14 protein-coding genes and 1 pseudogene are annotated in these 15,665 nt (G+C 34.4%); 8 read left to right on the top strand and 7 right to left on the bottom strand.

The features are described from left to right. Positions 1–95: pseudogene (locus ACJMLZ_RS03535) on the bottom strand (ribonuclease Z); the annotation flags it as partial. A 68-nt stretch (positions 96–163) separates the two neighbouring features. On the opposite strand from ACJMLZ_RS03535, the gene nadC reads away from it, so the two are divergent. Then, entirely contained in the window at positions 164–988 is an 825-nt protein-coding gene (gene nadC, locus ACJMLZ_RS03530) for a carboxylating nicotinate-nucleotide diphosphorylase (RefSeq protein ID WP_405303981.1), read from the top strand. Between the two features lie 10 nt (positions 989–998). Here the strand turns inward: nadC and ACJMLZ_RS03525 are convergent, their stop codons facing one another. Further along, on the bottom strand, positions 999–2,498 hold the full coding sequence (locus ACJMLZ_RS03525) for a DEAD/DEAH box helicase (RefSeq protein WP_405303980.1): 1,500 nt from the start codon (positions 2,496–2,498) through the stop codon (positions 999–1,001). Positions 2,499–2,716: 218 nt separating this feature from the next. Between ACJMLZ_RS03525 and carA the strand changes: the two genes are divergently transcribed. Then, on the top strand, positions 2,717–3,799 hold the full coding sequence (carA, locus tag ACJMLZ_RS03520; RefSeq protein WP_405303979.1) for a glutamine-hydrolyzing carbamoyl-phosphate synthase small subunit: 1,083 nt from the start codon (positions 2,717–2,719) through the stop codon (positions 3,797–3,799). Positions 3,800–3,820: 21 nt separating this feature from the next. Further along, positions 3,821–6,997 (top strand): carbamoyl-phosphate synthase large subunit, encoded by a 3,177-nt coding sequence (gene carB / locus ACJMLZ_RS03515; RefSeq protein WP_405303978.1) that lies wholly within the window; start codon positions 3,821–3,823, stop codon positions 6,995–6,997. Between the two features lie 15 nt (positions 6,998–7,012). Here the strand turns inward: carB and ACJMLZ_RS03510 are convergent, their stop codons facing one another. Then, a complete protein-coding gene (locus tag ACJMLZ_RS03510; protein ID WP_405303977.1) occupies positions 7,013–7,609 on the bottom strand; it encodes a zinc ribbon domain-containing protein in 597 nt (198 codons plus the stop codon). A gap of 148 nt (positions 7,610–7,757) precedes the next feature. Here ACJMLZ_RS03510 and ACJMLZ_RS03505 point away from each other — a divergent pair, with 148 nt between their 5' ends. From ACJMLZ_RS03505 to ACJMLZ_RS03490, 4 genes are read left to right on the top strand one after another with little or no spacing between them, the layout of a single operon-like run. Further along, on the top strand, positions 7,758–8,912 hold the full coding sequence (locus ACJMLZ_RS03505; protein WP_405303976.1) for an amidohydrolase family protein: 1,155 nt from the start codon (positions 7,758–7,760) through the stop codon (positions 8,910–8,912). A 42-nt stretch (positions 8,913–8,954) separates the two neighbouring features. After that, the gene (locus ACJMLZ_RS03500; protein ID WP_405303975.1) at positions 8,955–9,377 is read left to right on the top strand and encodes a universal stress protein; all 423 of its coding nucleotides are present in this window, start codon (positions 8,955–8,957) and stop codon (positions 9,375–9,377) included. A gap of 40 nt (positions 9,378–9,417) precedes the next feature. Beyond that, on the top strand, positions 9,418–10,257 hold the full coding sequence (locus ACJMLZ_RS03495; protein ID WP_405303974.1) for a CBS domain-containing protein: 840 nt from the start codon (positions 9,418–9,420) through the stop codon (positions 10,255–10,257). Positions 10,258–10,267: 10 nt separating this feature from the next. Then, positions 10,268–10,723 carry a hypothetical protein gene (locus ACJMLZ_RS03490; protein ID WP_405303973.1) on the top strand — a complete coding sequence of 152 codons (456 nt, stop codon included), beginning with the start codon at positions 10,268–10,270 and terminating at the stop codon, positions 10,721–10,723. Positions 10,724–10,983: 260 nt separating this feature from the next. Here the strand turns inward: ACJMLZ_RS03490 and ACJMLZ_RS03485 are convergent, their stop codons facing one another. The 3 genes from ACJMLZ_RS03485 to ACJMLZ_RS03475 are packed head-to-tail and all read right to left on the bottom strand — an operon-like array spanning position 10,984 to position 13,490. Continuing rightward, entirely contained in the window at positions 10,984–11,637 is a 654-nt protein-coding gene (locus tag ACJMLZ_RS03485; protein WP_405303972.1) for a TfuA-related McrA-glycine thioamidation protein, read from the bottom strand. 5 nt (positions 11,638–11,642) lie between these two features. Continuing rightward, positions 11,643–12,845: a YcaO-related McrA-glycine thioamidation protein gene (locus ACJMLZ_RS03480; RefSeq protein WP_405303971.1), complete on the bottom strand. Its 1,203-nt coding sequence runs from the start codon at positions 12,843–12,845 to the stop codon at positions 11,643–11,645. 3 nt (positions 12,846–12,848) lie between these two features. Further along, a complete protein-coding gene (locus ACJMLZ_RS03475; RefSeq protein WP_405303970.1) occupies positions 12,849–13,490 on the bottom strand; it encodes a site-2 protease family protein in 642 nt (213 codons plus the stop codon). A gap of 40 nt (positions 13,491–13,530) precedes the next feature. Between ACJMLZ_RS03475 and ACJMLZ_RS03470 the strand changes: the two genes are divergently transcribed. Then, a complete protein-coding gene (locus ACJMLZ_RS03470) occupies positions 13,531–14,553 on the top strand; it encodes an aminopeptidase P family protein (RefSeq protein WP_405303982.1) in 1,023 nt (340 codons plus the stop codon). A 50-nt stretch (positions 14,554–14,603) separates the two neighbouring features. On the opposite strand, the gene ACJMLZ_RS03465 is transcribed toward ACJMLZ_RS03470, so the two are convergent. After that, the gene (locus ACJMLZ_RS03465) at positions 14,604–15,317 is read right to left on the bottom strand and encodes a DUF4013 domain-containing protein (protein ID WP_405303969.1); all 714 of its coding nucleotides are present in this window, start codon (positions 15,315–15,317) and stop codon (positions 14,604–14,606) included. Positions 15,318–15,665: the final 348 nt, after the last annotated feature.

Here is a 15,665-nt window from a genome sequence, read left to right as displayed (position 1 = left end):
ATCATCACTTCCCCATATGCTTTTAAAACAATGGATGGGTGATTCCTTTCGAATGAATGGACTGCTGAAGATGTTCCTAAAAATGTTATTTCCAGTAAATCACTTATTTTATATTATACAAATACTATATATTTTAATAATTATTAAATTTTAGGTGATTTTTTTGGATAAAATTATTGAATATATGCTGGCTGAAGATGAAGGTTTCGGTGATATTACCTCAAATGCAGTTGTAGAAGAAGGCAAAGATGTAAATGCATATATTATTTCAAAAGATGAAGGTATTCTAGCGGGGATTAATATTATCAGGGATTTATTTGAGGAATATGGTATTGAGGTAACATTCTGGTTAAAGGATGGTTCAGAAATTTCTAAAAACGATTTATTGATTTCACTTAAAGGAGATGCAAGAACAATTCTGCTTCTTGAGAGAACTGCACTGAATTTGCTTATGAGGATGAGTGGCGTAGCTAGTGCGACCAGAAAATATGTAAATCTGGTTAAGGATTATGATGTAAGGGTTGCAGGAACTCGCAAAACTTCTCCTGCAATCGGAAAATTTGACAAATATGCTTTGGGTGTTGGAGGTGCAGACACTCACAGATTTGGTCTGGATGACATGGTTTTAATTAAGGATAACCATATTGCGGCATGTGGAACGCCTCTTGAAGCACTGCTTAAAGCAAAATCCAATGTAAGTTTCTCTAAAAAGATAGAAATTGAAGTGGAAACCTTGGATGATGCGGTAGAATGTGTAAGGAATGGTGCGGATATTGTAATGCTTGATAATATGTCCCCTTCACAAGTCAGCGATGTACTCGATGAACTTGAAAAACTTGATATTCGTCAAAATTCTTTAATTGAAGTCTCCGGTGGCATAACTGAGGACACTATTTTGGATTATGCGGCTTTGGGTGTAGATATCATATCCATTGGAGCACTGACACATTCCTCAAGAAGCTTGAACTTTAGTCTGAAAATGGAATGATTGTACAGATTCATAATCTGAGTGATAAAACATTTTTCAGCTCTTCATCGCTCATTTCAGTAATGAAAGTCTCATCGTTAATGATGGCTTTCCCGGCCAGATCAGTTTTCCTTTTGCTTATGGCATCTATTTCTTCTTCAAGAGTTCCTTTTGTTATAAACCTGTAAACCATGACGTCCTTGTCTTGTCCGATTCTGTGGACTCTGTCTGTGGCCTGATTTTCAACGGCAGGATTCCACCATAAGTCATAATGGATTACGTTACTTGCGGCAGTCAAGTTCAAACCTGTTCCTCCGGTTTTAAGTGTGGCTACAAAAATCTTATAATTAGGATCTTCTTGGAAGGTATCAATGATTTCTGTTTTTTCTTTGAGTGTTTGTGAGCCGTGCAGGAATAAAACATCTGTTTTTAATTTTTTAGACACAAGTTGCTGGATTAATTTGCCCATTTCAACGTACTGGGTGAATATTATTACCTTTTCATCCATATCCAGTATATTCTCTAAAATATTTATCAGCAGTTCCATTTTTCCTGATTCGGAAATTTTTGGATTTTTAATGTCTAGAAATTGTGCAGGGTGGTTGCATGTTTGTTTTAGTGCGGTCAATATTTTAAGAATTATTCCTTTTCTCTGTATTCCTTTTGAATTTTCTATATCGAAGAATATTTCTTCTAAAATTGCATTATACAGCTTGATTTGCTTTTTGGTTAAGCTGCAGTAAATGTCATTGACTAATTTGTCAGGCAATTCTTTTTTAATGTCCTCATCAGTTTTCAAACGCCTCATTACGAATGGTTTTGCAATTGTTTTAAGGTTTTCTAGAACTTGTTTGTCTTCTAACTTTTCAATGGGAACAACATAATTTCTTTTGAAATCATCTTTGGTGGACAAATATCCATGATTCACAAAGTCAAATATTGACCAGTAATCCATCAGCCTATTTTCAATAGGAGTTCCAGTCAAGGCGATTTTGGTTGATGCCTTAATGCTTTTAATCGCTTTTGTCTGTTCTGTATTGGGATTTTTGATATTTTGGGCTTCATCTATTACACATAAAAGCCAATTTTCATCTGAAAACATGTCCAAATCAAGCCTAACAACTCCATAGGAGGTTAATATTATGTCATATTCCTCCAGAGGAAATGTCCTGTTCGGTCCATGGTAAATGTAATAGGTTAATTTTGGTGTGAATTTTTTAATTTCGTTTTCCCAATTGGATATTAATGTTGGCGGAACAATTATTAATGTCGGCTCGTTATCAAATTTATTCTGTTCTTTAAAATAGAGGATTGCACTTAAGACCTGTATTGTTTTTCCAAGCCCCATATCATCAGCCAGAATTGACCCGAATCTCTGTTGGATATTTTGTATTAGCCAGGAATATCCAATCTTTTGATATGGTCGTAGCTCGCCAGTCAGTGATTTTGGAGAATCATAAAGTTTCGCCTCATTAACTAACTTTTTAAATTTCTTATAATCTTCTGGGACTTTTGGATTATTTGCGTTCATTTTCATGTCTCTTGCTTACTTTTTAAGTTATTATATACTTTAAAATTTTTAATAAATATTATTTTTCACTGGCATGTTGGAAATTTTTAAATCATATTCATTTTTAAATATTTTTTTTCAAATTATCTGAAAATTTCACTAAAAAACAAACTTTAATAATATATTAGAATAAAATATAATAAAGATAGTAAATTTTTATGTTTTATGATGGTGATTTAATGGTAAAAATAGCTAAATTAGCTTTAGAAGACGGTACTGTTTTAAAAGGTGAGGGTTTTGGTTATGAAACCACCAAATTGGGAGAACTAGTTTTTTCCACAGGTATGGGTGGTTACACCGAATCATTGACAGATCCTTCCTTTAAAGGAGAAATATTAATGTCCACTTATCCATTGGAAGGAAATCACGGGGTAAGTGAAGATTGGTATCAATCTGATAGTATTCAGGTTGAAGGTTTTGTTTGTCGTGAGGTTTGTCGTGAGGTTTCCAATTTCGGACCTCAAAAAACTTTGGATGAATTTTTAAAAGAGTTTGAAACTCCAGGAATTAGTGGAATTGACACTCGTGATTTGACACTTAAGATTCGTGAAAGAGGTTCACTTAAAGCTGCAATTACTACTGAAGATATTTCTGATGATGAATTGATTGAGATGGCACGCTCCCAACCAAGTATTGAAGATGTGGATGTTGTTCCATTAGTATCTACAAAAGAAATTAAAGTATTCAATGAGGATGCTGATAAAAAAGTGGCTTTGATTGACTGCGGTGTTAAAAAGAATATTATTAACTCATTTTTAGAAAGGGATATTGGTGTAGTTTTATTCCCGTATGATACAGACTATAAAACTGTTCTGGATTATTCTCCTTCCGGATTGATGATTACATCAGGGCCTGGAAATCCGGATAGGGTATCTGAAACCATTGAAACAATGAAAAAATTATCAAACAGATTACCTATCTTTGGAATTTGTATGGGTCAACAATTGATAGCCAAGTCTTTTGGAGCCAGATCTTATAAAATGAAATTTGGACATAGGGGTGAAAATCAACCAGTTAAAGATTTAAGCACAGGTAAAGTATTTATCACATCACAAAATCATGGATTTACAATTGATAAGGAATCTTTAAAAGAAACTGATTTAGTTTTAACCCAAATTAATTTGAATGATGGAACTCCTGAAGGTATTTCTCATAAAGAGTTGCCATTACACTGTATACAGTACCACCCTGAAGCAGGTCCTGGTCCAAACGATACAAGAAGTATTTTTGATGAATTTAATAAAATGATGGAAGATTATTAAAAAGTTTAATGAGGATTACATATGCCAGTTGATAAGGATATTAAAAAAGTATTAATTATTGGTTCCGGACCTATTCAAATCGGACAAGCAGCAGAATTCGATTATTCTGGTTCACAAGCATGTAAATCACTAAGAGAAGAAGGAATAGAAACAGTACTAGTTAACAGTAATCCAGCTACCATCCAAACAGACCTGGGCATGGCGGACACTGTTTATACAGAACCATTAACTCCGGAAGTTGTTGCTAAAATCATAAAAGAAGAACAAGTTGATGCGATATTGCCTACCATGGGTGGACAGACTGGACTGAATATTGCAACAGGTCTTGGAGATTTAGGATTATTGGAAGGAATTAAAGTCTTAGGATCCGATGTTCAAACCATTAAAGACGTGGAAGATAGGGATTTATTTGCCAACTTGATGGAAGAAATCAATGAGGAAATTCCAAAATGTCAGGCTGTCGAAAGTGTAGATGCGGCACTTGAAGCAGTAAAGGACATCGGTTATCCGGTTATTGTAAGGCCGGCTTTCACTTTAGGTGGAACTGGTGGTGGAATTGCACACAATGAAGAGGAATTAATTGAAATTGCTAATCATGGATTGGATATGAGTTTCATTAATCAAGTTCTTATCGATGAATCCGTTTTAGGATGGAAAGAAATAGAATTTGAAGTGATGAGGGATAAAGAGGATACCTGCATAATTGTATGTACCATGGAAAATATTGACCCAATGGGTATTCATACAGGCGACAGTGTCGTCGTGGCCCCTATACAGAATTTATGTGATGAGACCATTCAAAAAATGCGTGACGCTTCAATTAAAATCATAAGGGCATTGGGCATTCGCGGAGGATGTAACATTCAATTCGCACTCAACCCCGAAACAGATGAATATAAGGTCATTGAAGTAAACCCTCGTGTGTCAAGAAGTAGTGCACTCGCATCTAAGGCAACAGGTTATCCAATCGCTAAAATTTCATCAAAAGTTGCTTTAGGATTAACTTTAGATGAAATTAAAAATGACATTACCAAAGAAACCCCTGCTTCTTTTGAACCGGCAATTGATTATGTTGTTATTAAAATCCCAAGATGGCCGTTTGATAAGTTTAAAGGAATAGGTCGTGAAGTTGGAGTTCAAATGAAAGCTACTGGGGAAGTAATGGCCATTGGAAGAACTTTTGAAGAGGCATTCCAAAAAGCGTTAAGGTCTCTAGATATGGGCTTTGACGGATTTGAATATGTGGAATGGTCAGAAGAGGATCTCTCAAATCCAACCGATTTGATTTACTTCCAAATATATTCCGCTATTAAAGACGGAATGGACATTGATAAAATCAGAGAATTAACCAATATCGATAATTTCTTCTTATACAAAATCAGAAATATTGTAAACTTTGAAAACGATGTTACCGCCGATAAACTCGATGATGAAGCATACTTAAGAAAAGCAAAACAAATTGGTTGTTCAAATAAAAGATTGGCTGAGTTATCAGGCCAAACTGAAGAGTACATCAGAAACTTGCTTTCAAGATATAACATTAAACAATCATATAAAATGGTGGATACATGTGCTGCAGAATTTGAGGCTAAAACTCCTTATTACTACAGTAGCTATGATACCGGAAACGAACTTACCTCAACAACCAAGAAAAAAGTTGTTATTCTTGGAGCGGGGCCAATTAGGATTGGTCAAGGTATTGAATTTGATTACTGTTGTGTACATTCATCTTTAGCACTTAAAGAGGATGGAATCGAAACAATTTTAATCAACAACAACCCTGAAACCGTAAGTACTGATTATGACATTTCCGATAAATTATTCTTCGAACCACTTACCTTTGAAGATGTTATGGGTGTAATTGAACAAGAAAAACCTGATGGTGTAATAGTCCAGTTCGGTGGTCAAACTTCCATTAATCTTGCAGTCCCTCTCGCCAATGCCGGAGTTAAAATTTTAGGAACTCCATATGAGAGTATCGACAGGGTCGAAGACAGGGAACTGTTCGCAGAACTTTTAGAAAAATTACATATTCATCAAGCACCATACGGTACTGCTAATTCATTTGAAGAAGCTAAGGAAATTGCAGAGAAAATCACATTCCCAGTACTCGTACGTCCATCATATGTTATTGGTGGAAGGGCTATGGAAATTGTTTATGATACAAATGAGCTTGAAGAATATATGAAAGAAGCTGTTAAAGTTTCACCAGACCATCCTATTTTAGTGGATAAATTCTTAGAGGATGCCATTGAATTGGATGTTGATATATTGTGCGACGGTGAAGATGTATTTATTGCAGGAATTATGGAGCACATTGAAGAAGCAGGTGTTCACTCAGGGGACTCCGCATGTGTAATACCTCCTCAGACTATTCCGGCACATATATTGGACACCATTCGTGAAAACTCCACTAAACTGGCATTAGAACTTGATGTTAAAGGTCTGATGAACATCCAATATGCTGTAAAGCTTGATGAGGAAATGGTTTACATTATTGAAGCTAACCCTCGTGCAAGTAGGACAGTTCCGTTTGTAAGTAAAGCAATCGGCGTGCCTCTTGCTAAAGTAGCTACATGGATTATGAATGGCGCTAAATTGAAAGATTTCAATTTAACCAAAGAAATCAAGATTGACCATGTGGCTGTAAAGGAATCTGTATTCCCATTCTTAAAGCTTCCGGAATCTGACACAGTTTTAGGTCCTGAAATGAAATCCACTGGTGAAAGTATAGGTATTGACGAAAGCTATGGAATGGCATTCTACAAATCTCAACTTTCAGCAGGCATGGAATTGCCTAAGGAAGGTACAATATTTATCAGTGTAAAGGAAACTGACAAGAAAAAAATCAGGCCAATAGCAGAAAAAGCAGCTAATTTAGGATTTAAAATCATGGCAACTGATGGTACCGGTGATGCAACAGGTCTTAGTGATGTTGAAAAGGTATTGAAAGTGTCACAGGGTTCTCCTAACATTAGGGATGCTATCCTGAATAAGGAAGTTGATTTGATTATCAACACTTCTGAAGGAAAACAATCTGCAAAAGACGGTTACATTATCAGACGTCTTGCAATCGAGTTAGGCATTCCGTATGTTACAACTTTGGCAGGTGCAAGAGCAGCTTTAAACGCTATTCAAGCCGTACAAAATAGCGAAATTAATGTAAAATCTTTAAATAAATATACTGATGGAGAATAATTTCTCTATCTTTTTTTAATTATTGTTTGATAGGTATTCTTTAATATTAATACCGCATGAAGGGCATTCAATTGCATTAATGTCTAATCTGCTTCTGCATTTAGGACAGTAATTCAGTTGAACTTTATATTCTTTATTAGGGTCAATTTTGATATTGACTTCAATTCTTTCTGTAACATTTGTTTTTAAGGCATTTTTATCCCAATTGTTGTCCATCAATAGCTTTTTATAATAAAATGCTTCGGTCATTGTATCATAGTATCCGATGATTTCCTCACCTTTTTGAATGTAGAATTTACGGAGTTTATGATCAAAAAGAATTTCACCTTCTCTTTCCTTTTTGTTGACTTTCATTCCTTTAATACGGCCTTTTGGTCTTTTTTCAGGAAATGGGGGCAGGTTCATATGCTCATACTTGTTTTCCAGGTCGCATTCAACAAGCAGATCATAATCAAAATTACAAAAAAATAGTGCGTCCCGTTCATATAAAGCATCGGATAATTTTCTAAACTCTCCATAGTCTTTATTGTTATGTTTAACGCGGTAAACATTCCCTGTTTTTACAATATTTCTGTAAAAATAACGTATTTCCTGAGAGTTAATAGAAATCATCCCCTTAATTAAGATGATAATGGCGGGTAAAAAATGTATTGAAGTAATTAATTTGTTTGACCATTATTAGTTTTATATTATTTCTTTCGATTTAATAAACCTATTTGATAACAAAATTTATTAATAAAAAAAATTAGATTTTCCTTTAATGTTTACTATAACTAATGGAATCATATTAAAAGGCCGGGATTTAACATTAAAAAAAGAAAATATTGTTGTTGATGAAGGCAAAATTGTTGAAATTGGAAAAGAATCTCATGAAGGCAAGATTATTGATGTAGATGGTGCAATTGTATGTCCTTCATTTATCAATGGCCATATGCACATTGGAGATTCCATTATCAAAGATGAAGGTTATGGTTTGTCATTAAGTGAAATGGTTAAACCGCCCAATGGCGTAAAGCATAAGGCATTGGCCGATGCTGAAGATGAAGAGATTATTCAGGCAATGAAATCAACAATGTGGGAAATGGTTGAAAGCGGAACAACTCATTTCATTGATTATCGTGAAGGTGGAATTAAAGGAGTTGAATTATTAAAAGAGGCTTCAAAGGATATTCCAATCAAACCAGTAATTCTCGGCAGGGATGATAGTTTTTACGGTGGGGAACCTGATTTGGGGAAGGTTAAAATAGCCATTAGAAAACTTTTAAAAGTGGCCGATGGTATTGCACCGAGCGGTTTTGGTGAAATTACCGACGAAGTGGCTAATCTTATTGTTGAAGAGTGTGAAAAACGGGATAAGATTTCTTCAATACATGTTGCCGAATCACAATCCAATCAGATTGAATCTTTGGATAAATTTGGTAAAACTGAGATTGAAAGAGGTATTGATTCTAATTTTGGTCAATTGGTACATTTAACAAATCCCAAAAATGATGATTTGGATTTGGTGTCACGGTCAGATTCCAACGTTGTTGTATGTCCCAGAGCAAACGCGACTTTGAACGTTGGGGTTTCTCACTTAAATGAAATGTTGGGCAGCGGCATTAAACCGTTAATTGGTACAGATAATGTAATGCTTAACTCTCCAAACATGTTTAGGGAGTTGGAATTTACATTAAAGCTAATGTCTGTTTATTATAGGAATTATATTGATCCTAAAGACTTGTTGAAGATGGCAACTACAAACGTATGCGACAATAAAATAAATGATGTTGTCAAAAAATCAACTATTGATGTGGGTATGGATGCCGAACTTATAGTGCTAAATTCTTTTTCTAAAAATCCTTACTTAAATATAATAAATAGGTGTGAATCGAAAAATATATTATATACAATTAATAAAAAAGTTAATGTATAATATTATAGATGCTATCTATGTATTATAAAGGGGATTTAAATTATGTATAAAAAAATATTAGTCCCTACAGATGGGTCAGAATTTGCTAAAAAAGCGCAGAAACATGCATTATTTCTAGCCAACATTAGCGGTGCTGAAATTATTGCAGTAAGCGTTACTGAAAACAATTTTGTTAATGGACTCCCATTAGATGATGAAATTTATCAGTTGAATCAAATTTTAAATAAAAGATCTGAGGAAAACCTTAAAGAATTTGATAAATTAAATGAAAGTGATGTTAAAATCAATCATGTAATTAGAGAAGGTTCTCCTGCAAAAGTTATTTTGGAAGTGGCAAATGAAGAAAATGTTGATTTGATTGTTATGGGAAGTTCAGGTAAATCTGGCTTTGATCGATTTATTATGGGTAGTGTTGCAGATAAAGTTGTTAATTCTGCTAAGTGCGCTGTACTTGTAGTGCATTAGATGTCTACCTAGGTTTCATTAATTATTATTAGGTGTTTTTATGTTAGTCAAAAGAACCATGTCTAAAAATGTTGTAAGTGTTTCTGTTCCTGGAAACAGAGAAAAAGTTTTAGACTTAATGAGAAAAGAAAATGTAGCAGTGCTTCCAGTTGTAAAAGAAGACACTGATATATTAGTGGGTGTTATTACACGTTCAGATTTAATTAATAATCCTGATGAAGAACAAATTGCAATGTTAATGACCAGAAATTTAGTTACTATCAGTCCTGATGATGATGTGACTGATGCAGCTCGTGTAATGATTGAAAATGATGTAAGGAGAGTTCCTGTCATTAATGAAGATGGCGAATTGGTGGGAATTATTACTTCATTCGATTTAGTATCTAAAGCATTAACCAAAATCACTGTCGATGATGCTGTGGAAAATTACATGATTACCACTGTTCCGACAACTTGGGAAAAAGCTCCATTAAACGTTGCTTTTGAAACAATGAACCAGTTTGGTTTAAAATCCGTTTTGGCTTTAGACGATGATGCTAAATTATCCGGCATTTTAACTGAAACTGATTTTATTTCTGAAATTGAAATTATCTCCGAGAGAAGTGAACACAGTTCCACTGTCGGTACTGAAGGGGACAAATGGTCTTGGGACAGCACTTCTGTTTTATACATTGAAAAGAATCATTTGAAATTCACCGACAAAGTTGTTGCTGATGTTGCAATAGGTAATGTGGAAGTGGCTAACTCAAAAACCAAAGTTACTGACTGTGCTAAAAAAATGAAATCCTTAAACATTGAGCAAATTCCTGTAATCGGTGTTGAAGGAGATTTAGTTGGTCTTGTAAGAGCTAGCGATTTAATTAAAGCATTAGTAGAATAATTGTGGTATAATGGCTGTTAGTCCAGTATTGCTAATTAAAGTTAGTGATAGTGTTGTCAGTGTTCGTGCAAGGTTGTATGATGATTTTGCAGAACATGAAATAATTATTAACTCAGTAATTACATATTGGTGGGCTAATAATTTGCCCCCGGCCAAAAAATTTTTAGAACTTTTTGATTCAGTCATTAAAAGAACAATCAATGAGATAATGCCACATAAAATATTAAATTTGAAATATAATGTTAATGCTAATCAAACATTGGATGATGCTTCTGAAATTGAGATAGAACTGTGCAGTGTTGAGGCCGATGGGGTTGGCTTTAAAATTGAAGGGGACCACATTTCATTAAAAGGACTTAGAAACGTTTCGGATGATTTTGAATCAAAAGAATTTTCTTTGACTTTCAATCAAAGTATTGAAACTCCTGACATGGTTTTAAAAAAATATCAAGAAATGAAAAACTAACGTTTTACATTTCTTCTAATTTTGAATATTTTGACAAATATTTTCGCAGCGATATTTGTCTTGCAATTATCAACATTTGCGATGAATTTAATGATGGTTCGTTAATGTTTGCTGCTTTTAATTAACCGTTGATCTGTTTAAATTTAACATTTTTTATCAATTTGGCAAAATAAGTTACTTCACATATATTCACATTTTCAAAGTCCATAACTTTGGCAGTCTAGTCTATGCATTGTTTGAAGAAAATCAGCATTGCTATTTTATTCCAGCATATTTTTCACATGCTCAAGAAGATTTTTGGCATCCTCTTTTTTAATGTCAGGGGATTGTCTTATAAAATCAATTAGTTTATCCTTTTTTTCATTGTCCAGGTCCGATTCACTTAATGTCTGTGAATAATTTCTTTTTGGGTAATAAGTCTTTTTAGCTATCCTTAACAGTTCCTCTTTTTCACCTTCGGTTATGATTTCTTCATCAACCGCATTTGTAAAAATATATTTCATATTGATTAAAGGTTCTGAAAGTGCCTGTAAGCTTTCACTGTCAAGCATTACGGCAACATCATCATCAGATTCAACTTCCCCGCTTGCGTATTGGTTGTAGACATAACCCATTCCAATCATGCCTAATGTATCCAGTTCCGATGCTCTTAACGCACCCATGCTTGAAGCGCCGAATACTTTAACTCCAGAATTGATCACGGAAAGTATTTCCTTATGCCCCACCGCGGAGTTCTGGTGAAATACCCCGTCTATTATTACGATAATGTGGGGATGCTCTTTTAAAGCCAAACTTAAATCTCCTCTTTTGATGGGTCTTTTATAGATTACTTCAATATCATCAGTAGAATCTAGAATTTCTCGGGCTTCATCAAAAGGAATTGATAATCCTGCATAAACTATAATTTTAACCATATTAATCAGACTTTTAAGAATCTATAACCTGCCCTTGTCGGATCAATTGTGTAAACTTCCATTTCAGGTATAACGACACGCACAACGCTCACGTCAAGTTCGGGTCTTGTCAAATCAACATATAATATTTTTTCAATATCATTGTTCATCAATTCGGTTTTAACAATTTCAATATCTTTTGTAATGGAGGAAGTGCTTCTATTTTCAATATCTGATAATTTAATTTGGTTCTCTTCCTGTTTGAAATAATACTTATTGATTCTTTTCATTCGTTCATAACCCGCTTCACGTGAAAAATCTGCCCTTACGGTGTCTTCACGAGCGCCGTTGATTTGTGTTGCCCTGCTTTGAGCCACTTCTGTAAGTGCTCTTAAAATCGCGACTTCAGGGTCAAGGTGTGTTCCCATTCCCAATGTCAAAAGTCCAGCATCTTTTGTAACTGTATCATCGGCGGAAGCGGCTATTGTTGGAATCTTGATGTCTGCAGTAAAGTCCATTAATTTAATTTTAATGCCTTCACTTTCGAATTTGCCAATGATGTCATTAATGACCTCGCTTTCAATGCTGTCTAAGTCTATTTGGGCATAATTCTTATGGGTTAACTCAAAGATGCTCCACGCATCTCTTTCAATTACTTCAAACATCCCATGGAGAATTGCTTCCTCCAGAATATTTCCTGAAGCAAGTCCATTTGTATTTGACTTGAATAAACTGTTAACATCATTTTCATGATTGTAGGGGTGGAAAATTGCATTTGTAGGTATGTAATATTCATTTCCGGATATTATGTCCTTGGATTTACTCCATTCCAAGTTCAAATCACTAATATCTTTTTTTTCAAATTCTTTAGGTAAGTTTAATGATTTGGGATCAATATAGTCTCCGAGCTCTTCAATTTCAGACAATGTTGCAGTAACAGTTTCGTCATAATCTTTTCTCTCAGCGGAATATCTCTCGAAACCTTCCATCATTGCGGATGCTTTCGCATGGTCTTTTGAAATTCCCTTTCCGCCATAGATGCTTACTGCACCCTCTTCGGCTGTTGGTCTAATTGCTGTGTAGATTGGAAGGCCAATTCTATCTAAATCGGTAATGTCTGCAATACGTGTAATTCCAGCGGCCTTTAACTTGTCCTGATTTATTTCAATAGTTTCGCTTGGAGCTATTACCCTGTGTGTTCCTTTAAAATATTTAATTTCTTCATTCATTTTCTAAAATCCTGTTATTAATCTTACTATGTTTTCAACACCCATTGTCATAGAGAGCAATGTCATTATTCCGGCAATAGCCATAATAGCAATCCAAATTCCGATATTCCATCTCAACACTTTAGATCCATCCAAATTTCCAATAGGTAGCAAATTGAATGCTGCTAAAAAGCTGTTGATTGAATATCCGAGTGAGCATACGATGAAAATTAAAACGGAAATGCCTGAGTAAAATGCTGAAGGATACACCCATGTTGCAACAAGCAAAAATCCTAATGCTAGCAGGATGTTGACAATTGGTCCTGCAATGGATATCTTTCCATTTATCTCGTCGGTCATGTAATTTGCATAGGTATAGACTGCACCCGGTGCTGCAAATACAAAACCAAAAAAGGATGTGACAAGTGCAAACAGCAATCCTTGTGGCCATAATTTAAATTCTGCCCAGTATCCATATCTCATTGATACAAATTTATGTCCGAGCTCGTGTAAAATAAAACCTAGTCCGACACCAACCATGATCATGGGGAGTAAATTCATTAAGGCATTAATGTCCCTTCCGGTATTGGCAATTCCAAAACAGAGGGAAATAACGACAAATGCGATTATTAAATCTCTCACTTCACTACTTGTAAATTTAAACATAGTTTTAAAATATCTAATTTTATATATAAAGTTTTTTCTAATATTAATCATGGACTTACATTTAGATAATATTTTGAAAGACATGCAAAAAGATGATATTCAAGGTTATTTGCTTACTAATTTCACTAATGTGGAATATATTTCAGGTTACAGGCCTACCAGCTTTGCTTTTTGCATAATTAAAGAAAACCCCATAATTTATGCCTCAAAAATGGATATGGAGATAGCTAATACTAATTCTTCTATTGAAGTTAGGGAATATGAGTCAATGGAAGCGATGATTGGCGAGTTAAAAGATGAAGGAATTGCCAGTTTGGCTATTGAACCTAGCTTGTCTTATGGCACATATGAAAAGTTTCGGGATGATTTTTCTGTCGAATCAAAGACATACATTGACAAGCAAAGAATGATTAAAACACCTTCAGAAATTGAAAAAATCAGAAAGGCGACTGAAATTGCTCAAAAATCATTCTTGGAGTTGGATATTTTAAACAATAAAAACACGGAAAAGGCAATGGCTTTTGATCTTGTAAGGTTAATGATTGAAAACGGCGCGGATAAGGAATCTTTTGATACTATTTTAACTAGCGGCGCCAATTCAAGTCTTCCGCATGCGATTCCAATGGCTAAAAAATTGGAGCAACCTATTTTAGTTGATTGGGGAGCTATTTTTGAGGGGTATTGCTCTGATAACACTCGCACGATTGTATACAATGAATTTCAACATGAGATATGGGACATTGTAGCTGAAGCACATGACAAGGCCATCAAGGCAATAAAACCCGGAATGAAATGTTGCGAAATTGATGGAGTTGCACGGGATATCATTTCTGAATGCGGATACGGCGATAAATTCATTCACTCAACAGGACATAGTTTGGGTCTTGATATTCATGAAAACCCCGGATTTTCCATTAAGGATGAAACAGTAATTGAAAAAGGTATGGTAATGACAGTGGAGCCGGGAATATATTTGGAAGGCGAATTTGGAGTTCGTCTAGAGGATACGGTTGAGATTTCAAAAAGAGGAAAGGTCATTGGCGTTTTGCCGTTAAAGATTTGAGTAATTTTTTAAAAAAAGTTTTAATTAAAAAAAGAAAAAAGAGGGTTTATTTATACGTCAGAGTATAATAAACCTATTGCTCTGTTTGTGAAAAATGCCATATAAACAAAGAAGATACCCATTAAAATTCCACCAATGGTGGAATTCCAGTTTGTGATTGCTCCAATAATGAGCAATAAAATAAATGCAATAATGATTACTAAAACTGCTAATAAAATAATTTTTAAGATACCTACTCTGGATATGTCTCCAATAGCTTCCCCGATAGCTAAAGCTTCACCTAAGTCATCGGTTTTAGCTAATCTGCATCTTGCCATAAATGCAGCTATTGAAAATATAATTGTAATAAGTATAATGACAATTGAAGGTATAAGTCCATTACCTATAAGGAATCCGATTACCGCAGCGAGAATTACTGGGATAATGTAGTAAACGATATCTACAATAATCAATTTGATAGCATTTGAAACTTGTCTTACAATGTCAATACCTGGAGCGCCAGGGTCCCTTTTAATTCCGAATTTTACAATGTCTAATTCATATCCTGCAATCAACAAGAAAATGATGACTGATATGAGAACTCCAATAATTCCAAGTCCTCCAGCTAATGCACTATTATTTATAGCAGCGCCTGTTGCCACTCCAACAACAGTGCCTCCAACGGCAATTCCTGCAATGATGCCTAAAACAACATATATTACTAATGCTTTAATATTATTAATAGGATATACTAAAGCATCGATTATGATTTCCATAATTTCCATATTATACACCTTTTTTTTTTAAAATTTTAAATTAAATTAACTCCATTTAACGAGTCAAACTACTTTTTATTTATAATGTTATATAAATATTGTTGATATTTCTTTAAACAATCTTAAAACCATCATTAACACAATATTTTCAATTAAAAGTTAAATATGGCTTATTGGCATATATGAATAACAGTTCTATTGGATTATAATTGGGGTTAAAAATGAAAATTGTTGATGGCTTAAAGATGTATTTAACTGATTGGAAAAATCTTCTCACCCATGGGATTGTGGGTGTAATTCTTCTTTATTGTTTGCTTTTTGCTCCGGTGGCATGGTATTGGAGAGTTATATTGTTAA

The organism is Methanobrevibacter sp. (genome assembly GCF_045126245.1).
Lineage (GTDB): Archaea > Methanobacteriota > Methanobacteria > Methanobacteriales > Methanobacteriaceae > Methanocatella.
This window is presented reverse-complemented; position numbering and strand designations above follow the sequence as displayed.

Excerpts from the sequence above, each read along its gene's own strand:
- ACJMLZ_RS03505 (WP_405303976.1), top strand. The coding sequence starts at position 7,758 with ATGTTTACTATAACTAATGGAATCATATTAAAAGGCCGGGATTTAACA.
- ACJMLZ_RS03490 (WP_405303973.1), top strand. The coding sequence starts at position 10,268 with ATGGCTGTTAGTCCAGTATTGCTAATTAAAGTTAGTGATAGTGTTGTC.
- ACJMLZ_RS03485 (WP_405303972.1), bottom strand. The coding sequence starts at position 11,637 with ATGGTTAAAATTATAGTTTATGCAGGATTATCAATTCCTTTTGATGAA.
- ACJMLZ_RS03525 (WP_405303980.1), bottom strand. The coding sequence starts at position 2,498 with ATGAACGCAAATAATCCAAAAGTCCCAGAAGATTATAAGAAATTTAAA.
- ACJMLZ_RS03495 (WP_405303974.1), top strand. The coding sequence starts at position 9,418 with ATGTTAGTCAAAAGAACCATGTCTAAAAATGTTGTAAGTGTTTCTGTT.
- carA (WP_405303979.1), top strand. The coding sequence starts at position 2,717 with ATGGTAAAAATAGCTAAATTAGCTTTAGAAGACGGTACTGTTTTAAAA.
- carB (WP_405303978.1), top strand. The coding sequence starts at position 3,821 with ATGCCAGTTGATAAGGATATTAAAAAAGTATTAATTATTGGTTCCGGA.
- ACJMLZ_RS03475 (WP_405303970.1), bottom strand. The coding sequence starts at position 13,490 with ATGTTTAAATTTACAAGTAGTGAAGTGAGAGATTTAATAATCGCATTT.
- ACJMLZ_RS03500 (WP_405303975.1), top strand. The coding sequence starts at position 8,955 with ATGTATAAAAAAATATTAGTCCCTACAGATGGGTCAGAATTTGCTAAA.
- ACJMLZ_RS03465 (WP_405303969.1), bottom strand. The coding sequence starts at position 15,317 with ATGGAAATTATGGAAATCATAATCGATGCTTTAGTATATCCTATTAAT.
- ACJMLZ_RS03480 (WP_405303971.1), bottom strand. The coding sequence starts at position 12,845 with ATGAATGAAGAAATTAAATATTTTAAAGGAACACACAGGGTAATAGCT.
- ACJMLZ_RS03510 (WP_405303977.1), bottom strand. The coding sequence starts at position 7,609 with ATGATTTCTATTAACTCTCAGGAAATACGTTATTTTTACAGAAATATT.